This is a genomic window from Paenibacillus plantarum, from assembly GCF_013141695.1.
GTDB classification, from domain to species: domain Bacteria; phylum Bacillota; class Bacilli; order Paenibacillales; family NBRC-103111; genus Paenibacillus_E; species Paenibacillus_E plantarum.
Genome location: NZ_WHNY01000034.1, coordinates 17,842 through 36,232 on the forward strand (window position 1 = coordinate 17,842; position 18,391 = coordinate 36,232).

Below are 18,391 nucleotides of genomic sequence, written 5' to 3' on the forward strand. Positions count from 1 at the left end.
GTTAATCCTTTCTGGCACCCAAGGACAACGTATCTGAACGTAGTCCTCTCCTCAAAGCTTCTAACGCAATAACTTCATCTGGGGAAATATTGCCCAAGTGAATATCGGGACCGAGGGAGTTAATCAGGTGCACTTGTTGGCTTTTTAGCGGTGCCTCCCACAAGAGCTTATCACCTGAAATGGAAGCAAGCACGCTTTGCAGTTCCTCATCTTTGCATTTCCCTTCCCCATCGAAAATGCCAACACCCATGCCAGACTCACGCGCTTCAATCGTGACAAGGGAAGCACCTAATTCCGAATCGATTAAGACCGTATCAATTAATTCTGCTAATTCTATGGAGGAGCCCCATCCTTTTTTTCCATACTCCGTAACGACTTCTAACCCTTCATCTAACCCTCTGGTAATTAACTTATTCCGTTGTCTACGATCCATTTGAATGGTGCCGTCAGATATTTCAACGCCATTAAAGCCGAGTGCAAGGATCATGTCAAAAAATGAATCTACTGCATGCTGGGTTACAGCCACTTCCAGAAAAGTACCTCCTGGGTAAATGAGAATGTTATTCTCTTTGGCTAGGTTTATTTTGCTTCGCAGAATGGATTGTGGATAAAGCGGTGAAGTCCCGAATCCAAGTTTGATCATATCCACGTGGCTGCTAGAGGTTTGGAGCAAATCCTGAAAGGCAATCATGCCAAGCCCCTTATCCATCACCATCGTTTTCCCCAACGTTCTTGGTTTCTGTTGCCTTGTTCCTGTAGGGTCGGCTAGAACGGGGTTCCATTTTAATTGAGAGGTCACTTCCATCGGTATTTCTCCTCACTGTCCTTCGAAGGATCAATTATGTGTACAGCATATGCATGAGCACAAATGGAGGTGCCCAGCATGCCTAAAATGAGACGAGCTCGCATAAGGTAGGGAAAAGCGTATGCTTCCGAAGCTAGTTTTGATGTTGCACTAGTCCGCTTCGCTTGCATGAGCTAGAAATCTTTTGGGAGGTGTTATGTACATGAACAAGATTGTACTCACGATGGCTTCCTTGCGGGTGATGTCAGGGAGCATCGAAATTATTGCTGCTATTCTTATGATCAGATTGGCGACGATCGAGAAGGCGCTGTTGGTGAATTCAGCTCTAGCACTAGTAGGTCCTCTAGTACTATTAACTACGACAACAATTGGATTAGTAGGCGTAGCAGACAAACTATCATATGGGAAGATGTTGTGGATCATAGCAGGGGTCAGTTGTTTGTTTATTGGGATTATTAAAAAGTAATCGGTCATATTTCTTTCTAGTAAGCATAGAAATGAATATAGAAGACTGGACAACTTGGAGGGCTGTCTCCCAATGCTAGCGAGTATTACACATTTGTTGCCGCAGAACATCCGATTCATGTTGAGCGAACTTCCTCCGAGCGTACAAGCTAGTGTGGAGGAGATCAGGGTGAGAGAGTCACGTCCTCTTGAAATTAGTTGGGCGGACCGATATGCCTTCATTAGCGAGCGTGGTCAAATGATCACTCAGGAAGCTTTGGCTTACAAACCAACCAGGCAAGATTGTATGACATTACTTGAGATCCTAACGAATCACTCGTTGTACACGTTTGAGGAAGAACTGCGAAGAGGCTATATCACCGTTTCAGGAGGTCATCGAGTTGGACTTGCTGGTCGTACGATTCTCGATCAAGGTCAAGTGAAGCAAATACGCGATGTGAGTTCCTTTAACATTCGGATCGCGCGCGAAATTCAAGGTGTGGGTCAGGAGATTTTACCGTATTTGGTAGATCCGAGCCTGGGAAATATTCATCATACCCTGATCATCTCTCCGCCGCAGCAAGGGAAGACCACCTTAATTCGTGATTTGGCCAGACTGATTAGCCGAGGCGAGTGGGGAGCTAGGAATAGCTCACTAACAGGAAAAAAAGTAGGCATCGTAGATGAACGCTCCGAATTGGCTGCTTGTGTGAAAGGCGTACCGAGATTCGACTTAGGACCTCGCACAGATGTGTTAGATGGCTGTCCGAAGGCTGAAGGGATGATGATGATGATTCGTTCCTTATCACCTGAGGTGCTCATCGTGGATGAGATTGGAAGAGCCCAGGATGCGAATGCGATTCATGAAGCGGTTCACACGGGGATTCGTGTGCTAGCGACAGCACATGGAGCAAGCTATGAAGATGTTCATGGACGACCAGTACTTCGGGAGTTGATGGAGGCAGGTGTGTTTACGAAATACGTGATCCTGCAGCGAAGAAAAGGTGCTTCTGCTTCCTTTCGGATCTTGGATCATCAAGGTAAGGCAATGGGAGATGGATGACGAACGCAAAGGACGATGGGGATGCTGAAATTCGTTGGAGGGGTACTGATCTTCGGAGCAGCGTCGATGTATGGGTTTCTGCAAGCTGCGCACTATGTAAGGCGACCCAAGCAAATTCGTATACTGATTGGCGCGCTTGGCCGAATGGAGACGGAAATTGCCTATGCGCTTACGCCGCTTCCTGAAGCTTTCGCTTCATTAAGCAAGCAAGTTGCTGATCCACTTTCGACTTTATTTCGCTTAATGTCAGAACGTTTACTGGGAAGCAATGGGGAATCGACGAAGGATCTATGGCAAAAGACAGTCAAAGAAGTCTGGGCAAGAACCTCTATGCGGCAAGCAGAGCAAGAAGTGATTCTTGGGCTCGGCCCTGTGCTAGGGCTATCAGATCGAAGTGACCAAATCAAACACTTGCGTCTTGCGATGAGCCAACTTCAATCGGAAGAAACGGATGCCAGGGATGAGCAACAGCGCTACGAGAAAATGTGGAAAAGCTTAGGCGTCCTCATCGGAGCGTTAATCGTAATTTTAATGTATTAGTGGGGGATCATGTATCCGTGCTTGACAAGTTCCTTGAAGGCGGAGTGAGGTGCCAGGAATGAATGTAGATGTGAACGCCATTTTCCAAATCGCAGGCATCGGAATCATCATTGCGATGATCCATTCGGTGCTGAAACAGATGGGAAAAGAGGATATGGCACACTGGGTCACGGTCATAGGCTTCGTGGTCGTGCTTTTTATGGTCGTTAGTATGCTGGATAACTTGTTCAAAGAAATTAAAACTATTTTCCTATTCCAATGAGGTGGTCTGATGGAAATCATCCAAATCGTAGGTTTAGGACTCATCGTCACGATCTTGACGCTCATCATCAAGGAACAGAAGCCGATGTTCGCCTTTCTATTAGCTGCTTTTACAGGCATAGTCATATTCTTGTTTTTAATTGGCAAAATTTCTTCGGTTATCCAAGTCCTTGAGGACTTAGCAGTGAAGTCGAACGTAAACCTCGTTTTCCTCAAAACGATTCTGAAAATTATAGGGGTTGCTTACATCGCCGAGTTTGGCGCTCAGATCGTCAGAGATGCCGGGCAAGATTCCATAGCTTCCAAAATCGAGCTGTCGGGTAAGGTACTCATTATGGTTATGGCTATTCCCATCATAACAGTCATTATCGAAACCGTAGTTAAATTGCTCCCTGCTTAGAAGATTCACCTAAGGAGTGACACGCATGCATCTACTTTATTCGCACCAGAAGCTGAACAACCGGTGGATCTTATTATTTATTCTAACGATGGGTCTTTGGCTCGGTTTGTCGGGTTCCTTAACGGCCGAATCGCCTACTGACATCATCATCCAAGAACAAGCGAACCGCTTGAATACGGAGCCGGTTGAGCAATATTGGGATAAGCTGATGAAGGAATATGGCGGGTATTTCCCGGAGAGCAAACCTCCAACCTTCATGGAACTTCTTCTTGGGACCAAGGGCATTAGCATGAAGAGTATCTTTAAAGGGCTTCTGAGCTATGTATTTCATGAGATTATCATCAATGGCAAGTTACTAGCTTCCATCGTTGTTTTGACCGTCTTTAGCATGATTCTGGAGACGCTGCAAAGCTCTTTTGAACGAAATACGGTCAGCAAGCTAGGTTACACAATCACGTATATGGTATTGATCATCATTGCCATCAATAGCTTCAGTGTTGCGATCGGGTACGCCAAGACAGCCATTTCGTCTATGATTCAATTCATGTTCGCCATCATGCCTTTGTTACTAACTTTATTAGCGTCCATGGGCAATGTAACTTCAGTGGCCATTCTTCATCCTCTGATCGTATTCATGATCCACTCGGTGGGAACAGCGATATATGTGTTTGTTTTCCCGCTCTTGTTTTTCTCGGCTGTACTGCACATTGTAAGCTCACTCAGCGACAAGTTTAAAGTTACCCAGCTAGCCAATCTGTTGCGCACCGTCAGTTTAAGTATGCTAGGCGTGTTCGTAACGGTTTTCCTTGGTGTCATCTCTATTCAAGGGACAGCAGGTGCGGTTAGAGATGGTGTAGCGATTCGAACAGCAAAGTACATTACTGGGAATTTCGTGCCTGTTGTAGGACGGTTGTTCTCGGACGCAACGGAAACGGTGATAGGGGCTTCTCTCCTTGTCAAAAATGCAATAGGACTCGTTGGCGTTGTCATCCTCGTTCTCTTGTGCGCGTTTCCAGCGATCAAAATCTTAACGCTAGCTTTTATCTACAACTTATCAGCTGCGCTGATGCAGCCCTTAGGTGACAGCCCGATCATTGCTTGTCTGCAAACGATTGGCAAAAGCTTAATTTACGTTTTTGCAGCGCTAGCGGCAGTAAGCTTAATGTTTTTTCTTGCCCTGACCATCATGATCACAATTAGCAATGTCTCCGTCATGATGAGGTGAAAGGAGCTAGGCGATGGATTGGTTAGCAGGATGGCTGAAAACCGTCATTATGGTCATTATGCTCGCGACGTTTGTTGATCTTCTACTCCCAAGCAATACGATGCAGCGGTATGTGAAGACGGTTTTGAGCCTATTCATTCTACTGACGCTACTCACCCCTGTGCTTCAGCTGTTCCAGAAGGACTGGGATATGGATCAGCTGCTCAGCCAAGCGGAGAAGGAGCAGAGTGAGAAAACGATGCTTGCGGGTGGTTTTGGCGGCAATCAAACACAAATGAAGTCATTGGCAGCCATCACGAAAGATGCCAATAAGATTCAAGATGCAGAACAGAAGAAAACACAACAATTAGTACAAACACAATTAGCTGGGCTAATTAAAGAGGATTTGCAGAAACAAACGGAATGGCCGGTACAGGAGGTACAAGTTCATGTAGATGTAGACAATAATGGGAAACCCAGCATTACCAATGTGAAGGTGACCCTTGATGATATAGAAACGAAGAAACAAACGACACCGAAGAATAACAGCATAGCTGCGATGGAGCCTGTCAAGCCTGTAGATCCCATCAAAATTGGGTCTACCGCGATAGCACAAGATCGTCAGACATCTGCTCAAGGCGACTTGCAGTCAAACCTTAAAGCATTGCCTAGCGAACAAGAAAAGGATCGACTCAAGCAAGATATTTCACGGAATTGGTTAGTGGATCCTGCCAAAATCGAGATCGAAAAGATACAAAGCAAAGGATGGATGGCGAGGTGAATCGATGGGAACATTGCTGCAATGGATGGAGCACAAATTCGGCGGCGGACCAGGTGGACCTAAACGTAAGAATACGTTGCTTTGGGTCATCATGGTTGGGCTTTTAGGAGCCGCGCTAATGATCATCAACGCATTTATAAATGTCAAAGATCTGGATCCCATCAACACAGGCAGAGCGTCTCCACCAGCGGAAAGTAAAGAAACCTTTGCAGGAAGCGTGTCGAAGGAAAACGCAAGCTTTCATGATTATGAACAAGCTTATGGTGACCAACTGAAGGGCATCCTGCAACAAATTGTCGGTGTTGGCGAAGTGGAAGTGCTCGTTACTATTGAATCTACGGAGGAAATGACCGTAGACAAAAATTATAACGATAATCAGAACATGACGACAGAACGTGACAATGGTGGCGCAACACGCAACATATCCCAGGTAACGCGAAGTGGTGAAGTCGTGATTTATCAAGTATCAGGTGACCAGAAGCCGCTTGTGCTCAAATACATTAAACCCAAAATTAGAGGTGTCATTGTTGTTGCAAAAGGTGCAGAAAATCTCACGGTGAAGAAAATGATCATGGAAGCCGTTGAGCGAGGAATGGATGTTCAAGCGAGTAAGATTTCGATTTTACCGCGCAAAACAGGGAATTAATTCAGCAAATTATCTAACTATTCTAAGGAGGAATAAACAATGAATGCAAAAAGACAAACAATTTGGCTCGTATCGATGCTTAGCTTGATGGTGGTACTATCCGCTTATTATCTCTTTACTGAGGACGTTAACAAGCTGGATCTCGCATCATCTGATGCCATCAAGCAATCGCAAGAAGTGAAAATTGATATGGCGCAAGTGGATCCAGTTACAGGTGCAAAAACGGATGTAAAAGCAACATCTGGAACAGGAACACAATCCGACACGAAAGCGACAACACCGCAAACTTCTACAAAAACAGACACTAAAGCGACTACGACACAAGATAGCTCCAAAACTACGACAAAAGATGCAACCAAACCAACAACGTCCAAAACAGATGATCAAGTGTTGAAACAAGTAGAGGAGCAAGCCAAAACGACTTCTGCTAATGACTATTTCACGAATGAACAAGTAAAACAAAACAACTACTTCAGCAAAGTTTCCACGGATCTGATGACCATCATTTTGGATACGAAGAAAACGCCTGAAGTGGTAGCAAAAGCAACGAACGATTTGTCTGCCTTGTCAGATCTGCAAGATAAAATTGAAAATCTTCAAGATCTTTTGATTCAAGATTTCCCGCAAGCCGTCATTAATCAAGATGGCAACAAATGGAAAGTAACGGTTCAAGCAGATAAATTGGAAAAAAGCCAAGGTGTTTCCATCGTCGACATGGTTGTAAAAGAACTGGGAGCTATGCCAGAAAATATCAAGATCCAATACGTACGTCCGTAGGGATTCTAGTGAAGTTTTTGCTTCACAAATGGGTAGTGGAAAGGGTCCGGATAAACTGGACTCTTTCCATTTCGTGCGTTTATGGGTATAATACATACGTTGCGGCTATGAAAACGCATTTTTTAAGGGTTCACCAACGTCTAAAGGAGTGACTTGAATGTTTAAATTGAGTGAAATCAAAGAGTTAATTAAACTCGTCGATCAATCCTCTTTACAAGAACTTGAAATTGAAAATGAAGGTGCACGCCTTTCTATTCGTAAACCGAATAAAGTGGAGCCTTTGTATGTATCCGCTCCAGTTCAACACACATACGCACCGATTGGTCAACCAAACTACACCAATACAGCGCCAGCAGCAGCTGCTCTAGAAGTGCCAGTAACTGCTAACGGACAAGCCAAGCAAGAGGATTCATCTTTACATAAGATCGTATCTCCGATGGTAGGGACATTCTATCAATCCGCTTCGCCAGGATCAGCGCCATTCGTAAGCGTTGGCTCTAAAGTAACGGACAAGAGTGTTGTTTGTATTGTGGAAGCTATGAAATTAATGAATGAAATAGAAGCCGAAGTGAAAGGCGAGATCGTTGAAATTCTCGTTGAGAACGGACAGCTAGTTGAGTACGGACAACCTTTATTTTTGGTTAGACCGGAATAGTTGCGTTTGCAAGCTTATGCTGACAGCGCAAGCTTTTCGCAGGAAGAGCTCTTAGGAGGGCAAATCATGAAATTTCATAAAATACTTATTGCGAACCGCGGAGAAATTGCAGTTCGTATTATCCGAGCATGCCGTGAACTAGGCATCTATACGGTTGCTGTGTACTCGGAAGCAGATCGAGAAGCATTACACGTTCGTTTGGCAGATGAGGCTTATTGCATCGGGCCAACAGCGTCCAAAGACAGCTATTTGAACTTCACTAACTTGATGAGTGTTGCAACGTTAACGGAATGCGATGCGATTCATCCTGGATATGGGTTCCTTGCTGAAAATGCAGACTTCGCAGAAATTTGCGAGAGCTGCAATATCACTTTCATTGGTCCTTCGCCAGACGCGATCTCCCGAATGGGAGATAAAGCGGTTGCCAAGCAAACGATGAAGGAAGCAAGAGTTCCAATTATCCCAGGTTCTGACGGGTTGGTTGAGGATATTGATGATGCTGTGGTTATTGCACGCGATATCGGGTATCCGATTATTATTAAAGCAACAGCAGGCGGCGGCGGTAAAGGAATCCGGATTGCAGAGAACGAGGAAACACTTGTTCAACAAATTACGGCAGCGCAACAAGAAGCTCAGAATGCCTTCGGTAATGCAGGGATCTACTTAGAAAAGTATTTAACTGGTATGAAGCATGTTGAGATTCAAATCCTTGCTGATAAACACGGCAATGTCGTTCACTTAGGCGAACGTGATTGCTCTGTACAGCGTCGTAGACAAAAGCTTGTCGAAGAGGCACCTTGTCCGATCCTTACAGAGGAAACGCGTAAAGCTATGGGGCAGGCAGCAGTGCGTGCAGCGAAAGCCGTGAATTATTCCGGAGCGGGAACCTTGGAATTCTTGTTAGGTCCAGACGGTAATTTTTACTTTATGGAAATGAATACACGTATCCAAGTTGAACACCCTGTTACCGAAATGATTACGGGGATCGATATTATTCAAGAAATGATTCGCGTTGCTGAGGGGAATCAGTTGTCATTCAGACAAGAGGACGTTCGCATCAACGGATGGGCCATCGAATGCCGTGTCAATGCAGAAGATCCGAATCGGAACTTCATGCCTTCTCCAGGGCAAGTGAAATTTTATTTGCCTCCAGGTGGATTCGGTGTTCGTGTGGATAGTGCCGTGTATCCTGGGTATACGATCCCGCCACACTATGATTCCATGATCGCGAAGCTTATCGTCTGGGGAAGTACGCGTGAAGAAGCGATTAACCGTATGAAAAGAGCTCTTAATGAGTTCGCGGTGGACGGCGTAAACACGACGATTCCTTTTCATTTGAAACTGCTTGAGCACAAGAAATTTATTAGTGGCGATCACGATATTAAATTCTTAGAAGAGCACGACGTGAATGATCCAGAATCGTAGACAATCATTTGTCATATTTTTACCGAAATGTTATACTAATAAATTAAGATGGCTTATCCCATTTATATTTTTAGCTTATGATGCAAGATTCTTACAATCACAAGTTTAAGCTTTTCAAGCCAGTTTTGCTGGCGCAAAACTTTTAGGAGGTGCCACAATGAGCACAATCGCTCCGGATTACGTCAAGACAGACATGGGCAGCATCCAGATTGCCCCCGAGGTTATCGAAATCATTGCCGGATTGGCAACGGTGGAAGTGCAAGGAGTAGCGGGGATGAGTGGCGGATTAGCTGGCGGCATTGCTGAATTACTTGGACGCAAGAATTTGTCCAAAGGCGTAAAGGTAGAGGTCGGACAACGTGAAGCTGCCATTGACGTCTCCATCATTATCGAGTATGGAAATCGTATCCCAGAAGTTGCAAATGATATTCAGAACAATGTGAAGATGGCTATTGAATCAATGACAGGTTTGAATGTTGTTGAGGTCAACGTACACATTCATGATGTTCACTTTAAACAGGCGGAAAAACCGATTGACGAAGAACCAGCGGCTGCCAATCGTGTGAAGTAGGCGGTAAAGCTGAGCCATATGGATCAATTGAAACCCCCTACAGGTTGCAGGGGGTTTCCTCTAACTTAGGAAGGGGACAAGCGTAGTGGGTAAAATTGTGGACAGGCTCTTGCTACTTTTCTATAGCCTGATTATTTTCGTCGCATCGATCTTTGTATTGTTCACAGCATCTAGCTGGATCCCACTCGATCAAGCAAGTACAACGCTTAGCCATTTCTATTACGAGAAGAGCTACGCTTATCCGGGTATTATCATTAGCTTGATTATGCTGCTGATTTCCGTACGATTTTTGATCGTAACGCTTCGTCGTGGACGTTCCCAAGCACCATCAATTGATCAACGCACCGATTTTGGGGATATTCGAATTTCCATCGAGACGGTTGAGAATCTTTCGCTGAAAGCAGCGGGTCGCACGAAAGGTGCCAAGGACTTGCGTGCACGAGTTAGAGTGAATCAATCAGGTTTAGAAATAACGATTAGAACCATTGTAGATGGGGAAAGCTCGATTCCGGAACTGACTGAAGACATGCAAGGTACAGTGAAAAGTTACATAGAAGATATTACCGGTATTCCTGTAGCTTCCGTAACCGTATTCGTAGCGAATATCGTGCAATCTGCCCCAACGTTTAAAAGCCGGGTCGAATAGAGGTGAATCCACATATGTGGAATGAACTGTGGGAATTCCATAGGGGCAAAGTAATCGGAGTGACAGCGGGTATATTTTTCGGTTTCATTTATTTATTTTTTGGTTTTTGGGATATGTTGATCTTTGCATTTATCGTTCTTGTTGGTTTTTATGTTGGAAATAAGCTGGATCGCAAAGAAAGTTTCGTCATGCTGGAAGACATTTGGCGCTATCTCACACAAAAATGGAGAATGTTTCGCTAAAATCCCTGGTTCAACCATGGATTTTTTTGTTTGGATTGGATCCAATTTGACGTATACTAGGAGAAAGAGTTTTTAGGAGAAGGTCGCTTTGCAGGAGTAAAGCACTTAGGAGGAACAGAATGAAACGCAGAATTGCACGTGAAATTGCTATACAAAGCTTATACCAAATCCAAATGAATGAGGCTACTCCTCAGGAGGCTGTTCAAGTTGCGATTCATGAAGCTGAGCATGATAATGAAACGCAACTGGATTTCTCCGGAGATAAGATAGATCCTGTCTATATTGTTGAACTTGTTGAAGGAACTTACAAGAACAAAGTAAGCATCGACGAGTTATTGGAGGAGTATCTGAAGGGGTGGGCAATGGACAGACTGTCTCGTATCGATCGAGAAATTCTGCGTCTTGGTGCCTATGAGATGCTGTATCGCGATGATGTTCCACCGAAGGTTGTTGTCAATGAAGCCATTGATTTGGCCAAGCATTATGGAACTGAAGAATCAGGGAAATTCGTAAATGGTGTGTTAGGAAAAATGATCAAAGAAATCGACGAGCTGAAAGAGAAAGTTCTGCGTACGCTTTGAACAACTTTATTGAGATCAACGGCATAGTTAAATATAAGTAAGGCTTAAACGGCTAAGGGGGAAATAACATGTCAGCACAAGTAATTAATGGGAAAGAACTCGTGAGCTCAATTCGTGAGGAAATTAGATCTGACGTAGCAGTACTTACAGCTCAGGGAAACCAGCCAGGTCTTGTCGTTGTTATTGTAGGTGAAGATGCAGCTTCGCAAGTGTATGTGAGAAACAAAGCGAAAGCTTGCGATGATGTAGGTATTTATTCCGAAGTACACCGTCTGCCTGAAGAGACGACACAAGCAGAATTAATTGCACTCATCCATGGTTTTAATGCGAATAATCGAATTAACGGGATTCTTGTTCAATCTCCACTGCCTAAACATATCAATGAAGAAGCAGTTGTTGATGAAATTGATCCAGCGAAAGATGTAGATTGCTTCCACCCGATCAATGTAGGTAACCTGATGATTGGTAAAGACGGTATGAAGCCTTGTACCCCGCACGGTGTTATTGAAATCCTTAAGCGGACTGGCGTAGAGATCGCAGGCAAACATGCAGTGGTAGTAGGAAGAAGCAACATCGTTGGTAAACCGATGGCTATGCTGTTGTTGCGTGAGCATGCAACGGTATCTGTGGTACATTCCCGTACGCCTAACATGGAAGAGATCACCAAACAAGCTGATATTCTTGTTGTAGCAGTTGGGAAAGCGCATTTGATCAAAGCCAATCATGTGAAACTAGGTGCAGTCGTTATTGACGTTGGGATGAATCGTCCTGCAGACGGCAAATTAACCGGTGATGTTGATTTTGAAGCTGTGAAAGAGATTGCAAGTGCGATTACACCTGTTCCAGGTTGTGTAGGCCCAATGACGATTACGATGCTGCTTCGCAATACAGTTGACGCGGCTAGCCGTGCAGCTAAAGCGAATGTGAGCGTATAGTCACCTTATGGCGAGAAATGAGACCAAGATTTTATCCGTAAAAGATTTAAACCGTTATATAAAGCTATTGCTGGAAGGTGATTCACGACTCCAGGATGTGTGGGTACGAGGCGAAATTTCGAATTTCACGCATCATTCTAGCGGTCATATGTATTTTACATTGAAGGATGCGGATGGTCGGCTGAAAAGCATCATGTTTGCTTCGCATAATCAGAAGCTGGGATTTATCCCGAAAGAAGGTACGAAAGTTATTGCTCGCGGCAATATTTCCGTTTATGAGCGAGATGGTGCCTATCAGTTTTATGTGACGGCGATGCAGCCTGATGGTATCGGCAGCTTGTATTTGGCTTTCGAGCAGCTGAAAAAGAAGCTCGAAACAGAAGGGTTATTCGCGCCAGAGCGCAAGAAACCGATTCCTCGGTTTCCACGCGCCATTGGCGTGATCACGTCCCCGACGGGGGCCGCCATTCGTGATGTCATCATCACGCTGCAGCGGCGTTTCCCGTCGATCCCGATCTTGCTGTACCCTGTCCTCGTACAGGGTACGCAGGCGGCACCTTCGATCGTGAAAGCGATCGAAGCCATGAACCGGCTCGGTGAAGCCGACGTGCTCATCGTGGGCCGCGGCGGCGGCTCGCTGGAAGAGCTGTGGGCCTTCAACGAGGAGATCGTTGCGCGGGCTATCGCAGCCTCCGCGATCCCAATCATCTCGGCCGTCGGCCACGAGACGGACTTCACGATCGCCGACTTCGTCGCCGATCTCAGAGCGCCGACGCCTACGGCGGCGGCAGAGCTCGCGGTGCCGCACCACCTCGAGCTGAAGCAGCAGCTATCGCAGCAGGCTCAGCGCCTGCATTACGGGCTGCTGCAGCAGCTGCGCCGCAAGCAGGAACGGCTCGAGCGCGCGAAGCGCTCGCCGTTCCTGACGAACCCCCGCAGGCAGCTGCTCATGCAGCCTGCGGAGCGACTCGACCGGCTGGCGGAGCAGCTCGGTTATCGCATGCGTCAGCGCCTTACGGAGCTGGCGCAGCATCGATTGAGGCTGGAGCGTCGCTTATCCAGCTTCAATCCAACGGAGCAGGCCGTGATGGCGAGACGACGTTTGGACACGTCCAAACGTCAGATGCTCACGGCCATGCAGACCCTCCTGCGCTCGAAGAAGCAGGAGTGGCAGTCCAGCGTCCGTCATCTGGACGCCCTCAGCCCGCTGAAAGTTATGCAGCGGGGTTACAGCCTTGCTTATGACGAACAAGAAAAGAATCTTGTGAGATCGATAACGCAAGTAAACATCGGTGATCGATTATCCATACGTCTTAAGGACGGTAAAATACAATGTCAAGTTTCGGGGATGGAGGCGAACATTGATGTCAACAAGTGAAACTGAAGTAAGTTTTGAAGTAGCAATTGAGCAGCTAGAGCGTATAGTAAGTCAGCTGGAGAGCGGCGACGTTCCTCTAGAGAAAGCCATTGAACTGTATCAAGAAGGTGTAAGACTCTCCCATATTTGCGGCGTTAAGCTGGAGCAAGTGGAGAAAAAAATTGAGATGCTGGTTGAAGGGGAAGCTGGGGTAACAAGGAAGCCTTTCCAGCCTGTCTTGGAAGATAAGGGGAATTAGTTTGAATAACACGACGTCTACTATTCATACATACATCGCTTCCCATGCTGAATTGGTCGAAGCCGCATTGCGTCAATCATTGCCAACTGCTTGGGAGGTACCGGCTTCGTTACGTGAGTCCATGGACTACTCCTTGATGGCAGGTGGCAAACGACTGCGTCCTATTATGGTTCTTGCTGCTGCAGAGTCGCTGGGGGGCTCCCTGGAGTCTGCTATGCCTGTTGCATTGGCCATCGAAATGGTTCATACCTATTCGTTAGTTCATGATGATCTGCCAGCAATGGATAATGATGATTATCGGAGAGGCAAGTTAACGAATCACAAAGTTTATGGTGAGGCAATGGCTATTCTTGCTGGCGATGCGCTGCTTACGCACGCCTTCTTCTGCGTTGCGCAATCACACAAAAGGTTTGGTGTTCCTGCTGAACGCGTATTAGCCATTACAGAAGAGCTTGCCGTACTGGCAGGAGCTCGTGGCATGGTTGGCGGCCAAGCAGCGGATATGTTAGGCGAGCAAGGTTTAACCAAGTTAGAAGAGCTTACTTATATTCATACTCACAAAACGAGTGATCTTATTGTGTTCTCATTGCGTGCCGGTGGACATATTGCTGGGGCGACCGAAGCGCAATTGGAAGCGCTCAGTGAGTTTGGACATGCACTTGGACTTGCTTTTCAGATTCAAGATGATATTTTGGATATTATCGGAGATGAAGCGAAACTAGGTAAGCCTGTGAAGAGCGATGAGAAGCAGCAAAAGGTGACATTCCCTTATTTTATCGGCATGGAAGCTTCTGAACAGAAAGTGCAAGAGCTGACGAATCAAGCGAAAGATGCCTTAATTCGTTCGAACATACCGAACCCGGAACGATTGCTGCAGATCGCAGATTACCTGATGAAACGGGATCATTAAACGTACGTATACAAGTAGTATGCTGTTTCGGAAGGTAGTTTCACACGAAATACCCAATAATATGATATAATGGTGAAATCTTAGTATTTTCACATTGAAAGTGAGGAAACAAGCGTGCTGCTCGAACAAATCAATCGGCCTGCAGATTTGAAGCGGTTATCCTTGACGGAGCTCGAAGAATTGGCAGGAGAAATCCGTCAATTTCTAATTGAGAAGCTTTCCGTTACTGGTGGACATCTAGCCCCGAACTTAGGCGTGGTTGAACTCACGATAGCTTTACACACCATGTTTCACAGCCCGTATGATAAACTGATTTTTGATGTTGGTCACCAGGCGTATGTACACAAAATATTGACTGGTCGTAAAGACAAGTTCGATACGTTACGCAAATATAAAGGGCTCTGCGGGTTTATTAAACGTTCCGAGAGCGAGCATGATGTCTGGGAAGCCGGACATAGCAGTACTTCCCTGTCAGCTGCCATGGGTATGGCAATGGCACGTGATCTCAAGGGCGAGCATAATAAGGTTGTTGCCATCATTGGTGATGGTGCGCTTACAGGCGGCATGGCATTAGAAGCCATGAATCATATTGGTCACGAGAAGAAGAATATTACGGTCATTCTGAATGACAATGAAATGTCGATTGCGCCCAACGTAGGGGCTCTTCATAATTATTTAAGCAAAATTCGTTCGGACCGTCATTATTTGAAAGCTAAAGAGGAAGTCGAATATTTACTGAAGAAAATTCCTGCCATCGGTGGAACGCTAGCTAAAACAGCGGAGAAGCTGAAGGATAGTCTTAAATATTTTGTTTTAAATGGCGTGTGGTTTGAAGAACTAGGCTTTACTTATATTGGTCCTGTAGATGGACATAACCTCCAAGTACTCATGGATACGTTGAAACAGGCTGAGAAAGTTGCAGGTCCTGTGCTCATTCATATCGTTACGACGAAAGGAAAAGGGTATAAACCTGCAGAGAACGATTCCCATACTTGGCACGGCTTAGGGCCATACAAAATGGAGTCTGGTCAAGTTCTTAAGTCTTCTGGACCGCCAATGTATACGCAAGTTTTCGGAGACACTTTAATTGAGCTTGGCGAGAAGGACTCTCGTGTGGTTGCAGTTACACCTGCAATGCCTGGTGGATCCGGATTATTGAAGTTTGCAAAGCAATTTCCAAATCGGATGATTGATGTTGGTATTGCGGAGCAGCATGCGGCTACGTTATGCGCAGGACTCGCGAGTGAAGGCTTGAAGCCGGTATTCGCTGTATATTCTACGTTCTTGCAGCGTGCGTATGATCAAGTTGTTCACGATATTTGTCGTCCTAAATTAAATGTTACCTTTGCCATTGACCGTTCTGGCTTCGTTGGTCCGGATGGTGAAACCCATCAAGGGGTTTATGATATTTCATTTTTACGAACAATTCCTAACATGGTCTTAATGATGCCGAAGGATGAGAAGGAATTGCGTGATATGATGCAAACGGCGCTTGAATATAATGATGGTCCGATTGCTTATCGTTATCCGCGTATTAATGGCACTGGCGCTAATATTGATGAAGCTCCAAAGGCCATTCCGCTCGGTACTTGGGAAACTGTACGTGAGGGTGATTATGCAGCAGTTCTCGCTGTTGGACCTATGGTTCAAGTGGCAGAGGAAGCAGCAGCTCAGCTAGCGCAAGAAGGTATTGAACTTCGTGTCGTTAATGCAAGATTTATTAAACCATTGGATGAAGCTTATTTGCTGCAGTTAGCTAAGGAATCCATGCCAGTGATCACAATGGAAGAGGGCTCAATCCAAGGTGGTTTCGGAAGTGCGGTATTGGAGTTCTATGCAGAGAAGCGAATTGTTGGTTTGCAGGTTGAATTGATGGGGATTCAAGATTACTTCGTAGAGCATGGCAGCGTGCCAGAACAACGCGAAGAAGTTGGGTTAACTGCCCACCACTTGATTTCCGAAGTGAAGAAGCTAGTCCCACGCAAGGTCTTACGGGCGAAGGTCTAGTAACCGATTTTGAATAGGAGCAACACATTATATATGTCCTCGGATAAAGAACGATTAGACTTATTGCTACTTGAGCAAGGATATTTTGAAAGCAGAGAAAAGGCAAAGGCCGCCATTATGGCAGGCCTTGTTTTTGCAGATGAAGAACCAGCTGACAAAGCGGGGATGAAGATCAGTCGCAAAGCTGTACTGAAAGTAAAGGGTGCTCTCCATCCTTACGTGAGTCGTGGCGGATTAAAGCTGGAGAAAGCGTTAAAGCATTTCGCAATCGACTTACATGATGCTGTCATGCTCGACATTGGAGCTTCTACGGGCGGATTCACAGATTGTGCGCTGCAAAATGGTGCGGCCTCCGTCTACGCTGTGGATGTTGGCTACAATCAATTGGATTGGTCACTGCGCAATGATGAGCGTGTTCATGTTATGGAAAGAACGAATTTCCGTTACACGAAATTGGAGGATTTGAACGGTCCAAGACCTAGTTTTGCCAGTATTGACGTTTCGTTCATTTCGCTTCGTATTATCCTGCCACCACTGAAGGAAATCTTAGGGGATCAGGGTCATGTTGTTGCTTTAATTAAGCCGCAATTCGAAGCTGGTCGAGAGAAGGTTGGGAAGTCGGGCGTTGTTCGCGATACGGATGTACATATAGACGTTCTGACAACGGTGCTTTCATTTGCTGAGGAGCTTGGCTTTCGCTTGAAAGGACTCACTTACTCGCCAATAACGGGTGGTGAAGGGAACATTGAATTCCTTGCGTATTGGTCGAGCAACGAGACGGAAGAGTCATTGGCAGCGCCAACTTCGATCAAAGCCCTTATTGCCGAGACGGTTAAAGAGTCTCAGAAATTACATGGAAAATAAACTCATCTTTGAGAACGCCTTTTGCGGCCCTGAGATGGGTTTTTTCACTTAAAGGATTTCCCTCCCGGTTTCACGAATACTATGGCGAGGTGAAGGACATGGAACAAGGCGATGTAAGAGTCATTTTGTTAATCCTGATCGTTGTTATTTGTATCATCTTTTGGCGATTTCAGAAGTGGTCAGCGGGTTCAAGTCGAAGAAGAGGGCGTATTCGAAGGCATGCGAATATCCCCGAGGACGATGTTGTTGAGCTGCTTGAGGCTGTTGGATTCGAAGTGCTTGCTGGGAAGACCAAAATTCCAATTACTATGACCGTCGGAGAGAGAGAGCAGCTGGAAAGCCGCTTATTTATCGATTATTTTGTGCAAAAGGAAGATGATATTTATCTCGTGAAAGTGGCAAGAGAACGCAAGCCACTTGAGATGACAGGGAGCGCTGTGCGTGACATGCTGCTGCCCTACACGCTCATTTATCCGGAGGCACAGGGTATCCTTTACGTTGATATGACCGTTAGCAAAATCAAAAAAATCACTTTTCACATAGAGGTGTAAGGATGAAGGGTCAAAGGCATGTAAAAATCAGAGAAATTATTACGAATCATGAGATTGAAACGCAGGATGAATTGGTTGAAGCGTTGCGCGCGGCAGGATTCCATGTCACACAAGCGACAGTTTCGAGGGACATTAAAGAACTCCATCTCATTAAAGTTCCGCTAGATGATGGCAGATATAAGTATTCCATGCCGGCTGATCAGCGATTTAATCCTATGCAGAGACTTCGTCGGGCATTAAGTGACCATTTTGTCAGCATTGATTATACGGATAATTTGGTCGTTATGAAATGCTTGCCAGGCACGGCAAATACGATTTGTGCTTTAATTGATAATTTGGAGTGGAATGGCGTTATGGGCACGATCTGTGGAGATGATACGATTCTTGTTATTTGCCGCGGGAAAGAGAATAGTGTAACTTTTGTAAATGAAGTCATGTCCTTATTATCATAAAATCAGGAGGCGTTC

24 protein-coding genes are annotated in these 18,391 nt (G+C 45.6%); 23 read left to right on the forward strand and 1 reads right to left on the reverse strand.

Annotation, left to right across the window (positions count from 1 at the left end; genetic code table 11):
- Position 1: 1 nt before the first annotated feature.
- Positions 2-805 (reverse strand): phosphosulfolactate synthase, encoded by an 804-nt coding sequence (gene comA, locus GC096_RS10365; RefSeq protein ID WP_171630168.1) that lies wholly within the window; start codon positions 803-805, stop codon positions 2-4.
- Positions 806-1,007: 202 nt separating this feature from the next.
- Here comA and GC096_RS10370 point away from each other — a divergent pair, with 202 nt between their 5' ends.
- From GC096_RS10370 to ahrC, 23 genes are all read left to right on the forward strand, one after another.
- A complete protein-coding gene (locus GC096_RS10370; protein WP_171630169.1) occupies positions 1,008-1,271 on the forward strand; it encodes a YqhV family protein in 264 nt (87 codons plus the stop codon).
- A gap of 72 nt (positions 1,272-1,343) precedes the next feature.
- Positions 1,344-2,312 (forward strand): stage III sporulation protein AA, encoded by a 969-nt coding sequence (gene spoIIIAA, locus GC096_RS10375; protein WP_171630170.1) that lies wholly within the window; start codon positions 1,344-1,346, stop codon positions 2,310-2,312.
- 21 nt (positions 2,313-2,333) lie between these two features.
- Positions 2,334-2,852, forward strand: a complete 519-nt coding sequence (gene spoIIIAB / locus GC096_RS10380) for a stage III sporulation protein SpoIIIAB (RefSeq protein ID WP_171630171.1) — start codon at positions 2,334-2,336, stop codon at positions 2,850-2,852.
- A 58-nt stretch (positions 2,853-2,910) separates the two neighbouring features.
- Positions 2,911-3,114: a stage III sporulation protein AC gene (gene spoIIIAC, locus GC096_RS10385; RefSeq protein ID WP_056614718.1), complete on the forward strand. Its 204-nt coding sequence runs from the start codon at positions 2,911-2,913 to the stop codon at positions 3,112-3,114.
- 9 nt (positions 3,115-3,123) lie between these two features.
- Entirely contained in the window at positions 3,124-3,513 is a 390-nt protein-coding gene (spoIIIAD, locus tag GC096_RS10390) for a stage III sporulation protein AD (RefSeq protein ID WP_056614713.1), read from the forward strand.
- A gap of 25 nt (positions 3,514-3,538) precedes the next feature.
- Complete coding sequence (gene spoIIIAE, locus GC096_RS10395) at positions 3,539-4,738, forward strand: stage III sporulation protein AE (RefSeq protein ID WP_171630172.1); 1,200 nt, start codon at positions 3,539-3,541, stop codon at positions 4,736-4,738.
- A gap of 13 nt (positions 4,739-4,751) precedes the next feature.
- Complete coding sequence (spoIIIAF, locus tag GC096_RS10400) at positions 4,752-5,498, forward strand: stage III sporulation protein AF (protein WP_171630173.1); 747 nt, start codon at positions 4,752-4,754, stop codon at positions 5,496-5,498.
- 4 nt (positions 5,499-5,502) lie between these two features.
- On the forward strand, positions 5,503-6,144 hold the full coding sequence (gene spoIIIAG, locus GC096_RS10405) for a stage III sporulation protein AG (RefSeq protein ID WP_171630174.1): 642 nt from the start codon (positions 5,503-5,505) through the stop codon (positions 6,142-6,144).
- 39 nt (positions 6,145-6,183) lie between these two features.
- Positions 6,184-6,921 (forward strand): SpoIIIAH-like family protein, encoded by a 738-nt coding sequence (locus tag GC096_RS10410; protein WP_171630175.1) that lies wholly within the window; start codon positions 6,184-6,186, stop codon positions 6,919-6,921.
- Positions 6,922-7,078: 157 nt separating this feature from the next.
- Positions 7,079-7,576 carry an acetyl-CoA carboxylase biotin carboxyl carrier protein gene (gene accB, locus GC096_RS10415; protein ID WP_171630176.1) on the forward strand — a complete coding sequence of 166 codons (498 nt, stop codon included), beginning with the start codon at positions 7,079-7,081 and terminating at the stop codon, positions 7,574-7,576.
- A 66-nt stretch (positions 7,577-7,642) separates the two neighbouring features.
- Complete coding sequence (accC, locus tag GC096_RS10420) at positions 7,643-9,001, forward strand: acetyl-CoA carboxylase biotin carboxylase subunit (protein WP_171630177.1); 1,359 nt, start codon at positions 7,643-7,645, stop codon at positions 8,999-9,001.
- 157 nt (positions 9,002-9,158) lie between these two features.
- Positions 9,159-9,572 carry an Asp23/Gls24 family envelope stress response protein gene (locus tag GC096_RS10425; RefSeq protein ID WP_171630178.1) on the forward strand — a complete coding sequence of 138 codons (414 nt, stop codon included), beginning with the start codon at positions 9,159-9,161 and terminating at the stop codon, positions 9,570-9,572.
- 85 nt (positions 9,573-9,657) lie between these two features.
- Positions 9,658-10,218: an alkaline shock response membrane anchor protein AmaP gene (gene amaP / locus GC096_RS10430; RefSeq protein WP_171630179.1), complete on the forward strand. Its 561-nt coding sequence runs from the start codon at positions 9,658-9,660 to the stop codon at positions 10,216-10,218.
- A gap of 14 nt (positions 10,219-10,232) precedes the next feature.
- Positions 10,233-10,460 (forward strand): DUF2273 domain-containing protein, encoded by a 228-nt coding sequence (locus GC096_RS10435; protein ID WP_171630180.1) that lies wholly within the window; start codon positions 10,233-10,235, stop codon positions 10,458-10,460.
- A gap of 119 nt (positions 10,461-10,579) precedes the next feature.
- The gene (gene nusB, locus GC096_RS10440; RefSeq protein ID WP_171630181.1) at positions 10,580-11,041 is read left to right on the forward strand and encodes a transcription antitermination factor NusB; all 462 of its coding nucleotides are present in this window, start codon (positions 10,580-10,582) and stop codon (positions 11,039-11,041) included.
- A 68-nt stretch (positions 11,042-11,109) separates the two neighbouring features.
- A complete protein-coding gene (gene folD, locus GC096_RS10445; protein ID WP_171630182.1) occupies positions 11,110-11,976 on the forward strand; it encodes a bifunctional methylenetetrahydrofolate dehydrogenase/methenyltetrahydrofolate cyclohydrolase FolD in 867 nt (288 codons plus the stop codon).
- A 7-nt stretch (positions 11,977-11,983) separates the two neighbouring features.
- Positions 11,984-13,354: an exodeoxyribonuclease VII large subunit gene (gene xseA / locus GC096_RS10450; protein ID WP_171630183.1), complete on the forward strand. Its 1,371-nt coding sequence runs from the start codon at positions 11,984-11,986 to the stop codon at positions 13,352-13,354.
- Positions 13,341-13,592, forward strand: coding sequence for an exodeoxyribonuclease VII small subunit (gene xseB / locus GC096_RS10455; protein WP_056614667.1), 252 nt, complete (start codon positions 13,341-13,343; stop codon positions 13,590-13,592). The genes xseA and xseB overlap by 14 nt, the downstream gene beginning before the upstream one ends.
- Positions 13,588-14,502: a polyprenyl synthetase family protein gene (locus GC096_RS10460; RefSeq protein ID WP_376769489.1), complete on the forward strand. Its 915-nt coding sequence runs from the start codon at positions 13,588-13,590 to the stop codon at positions 14,500-14,502. Before xseB ends, GC096_RS10460 begins: the two co-directional genes overlap by 5 nt.
- A gap of 114 nt (positions 14,503-14,616) precedes the next feature.
- Complete coding sequence (dxs, locus tag GC096_RS10465; protein ID WP_171630184.1) at positions 14,617-16,509, forward strand: 1-deoxy-D-xylulose-5-phosphate synthase; 1,893 nt, start codon at positions 14,617-14,619, stop codon at positions 16,507-16,509.
- Positions 16,510-16,542: 33 nt separating this feature from the next.
- Positions 16,543-17,373 carry a TlyA family RNA methyltransferase gene (locus GC096_RS10470; RefSeq protein WP_171630185.1) on the forward strand — a complete coding sequence of 277 codons (831 nt, stop codon included), beginning with the start codon at positions 16,543-16,545 and terminating at the stop codon, positions 17,371-17,373.
- Between the two features lie 98 nt (positions 17,374-17,471).
- A complete protein-coding gene (locus tag GC096_RS10475) occupies positions 17,472-17,924 on the forward strand; it encodes a hypothetical protein (protein ID WP_171630186.1) in 453 nt (150 codons plus the stop codon).
- 2 nt (positions 17,925-17,926) lie between these two features.
- On the forward strand, positions 17,927-18,376 hold the full coding sequence (gene ahrC, locus GC096_RS10480; protein ID WP_056614653.1) for a transcriptional regulator AhrC/ArgR: 450 nt from the start codon (positions 17,927-17,929) through the stop codon (positions 18,374-18,376).
- The last annotated feature ends 15 nt before the right edge of the window (positions 18,377-18,391 follow it).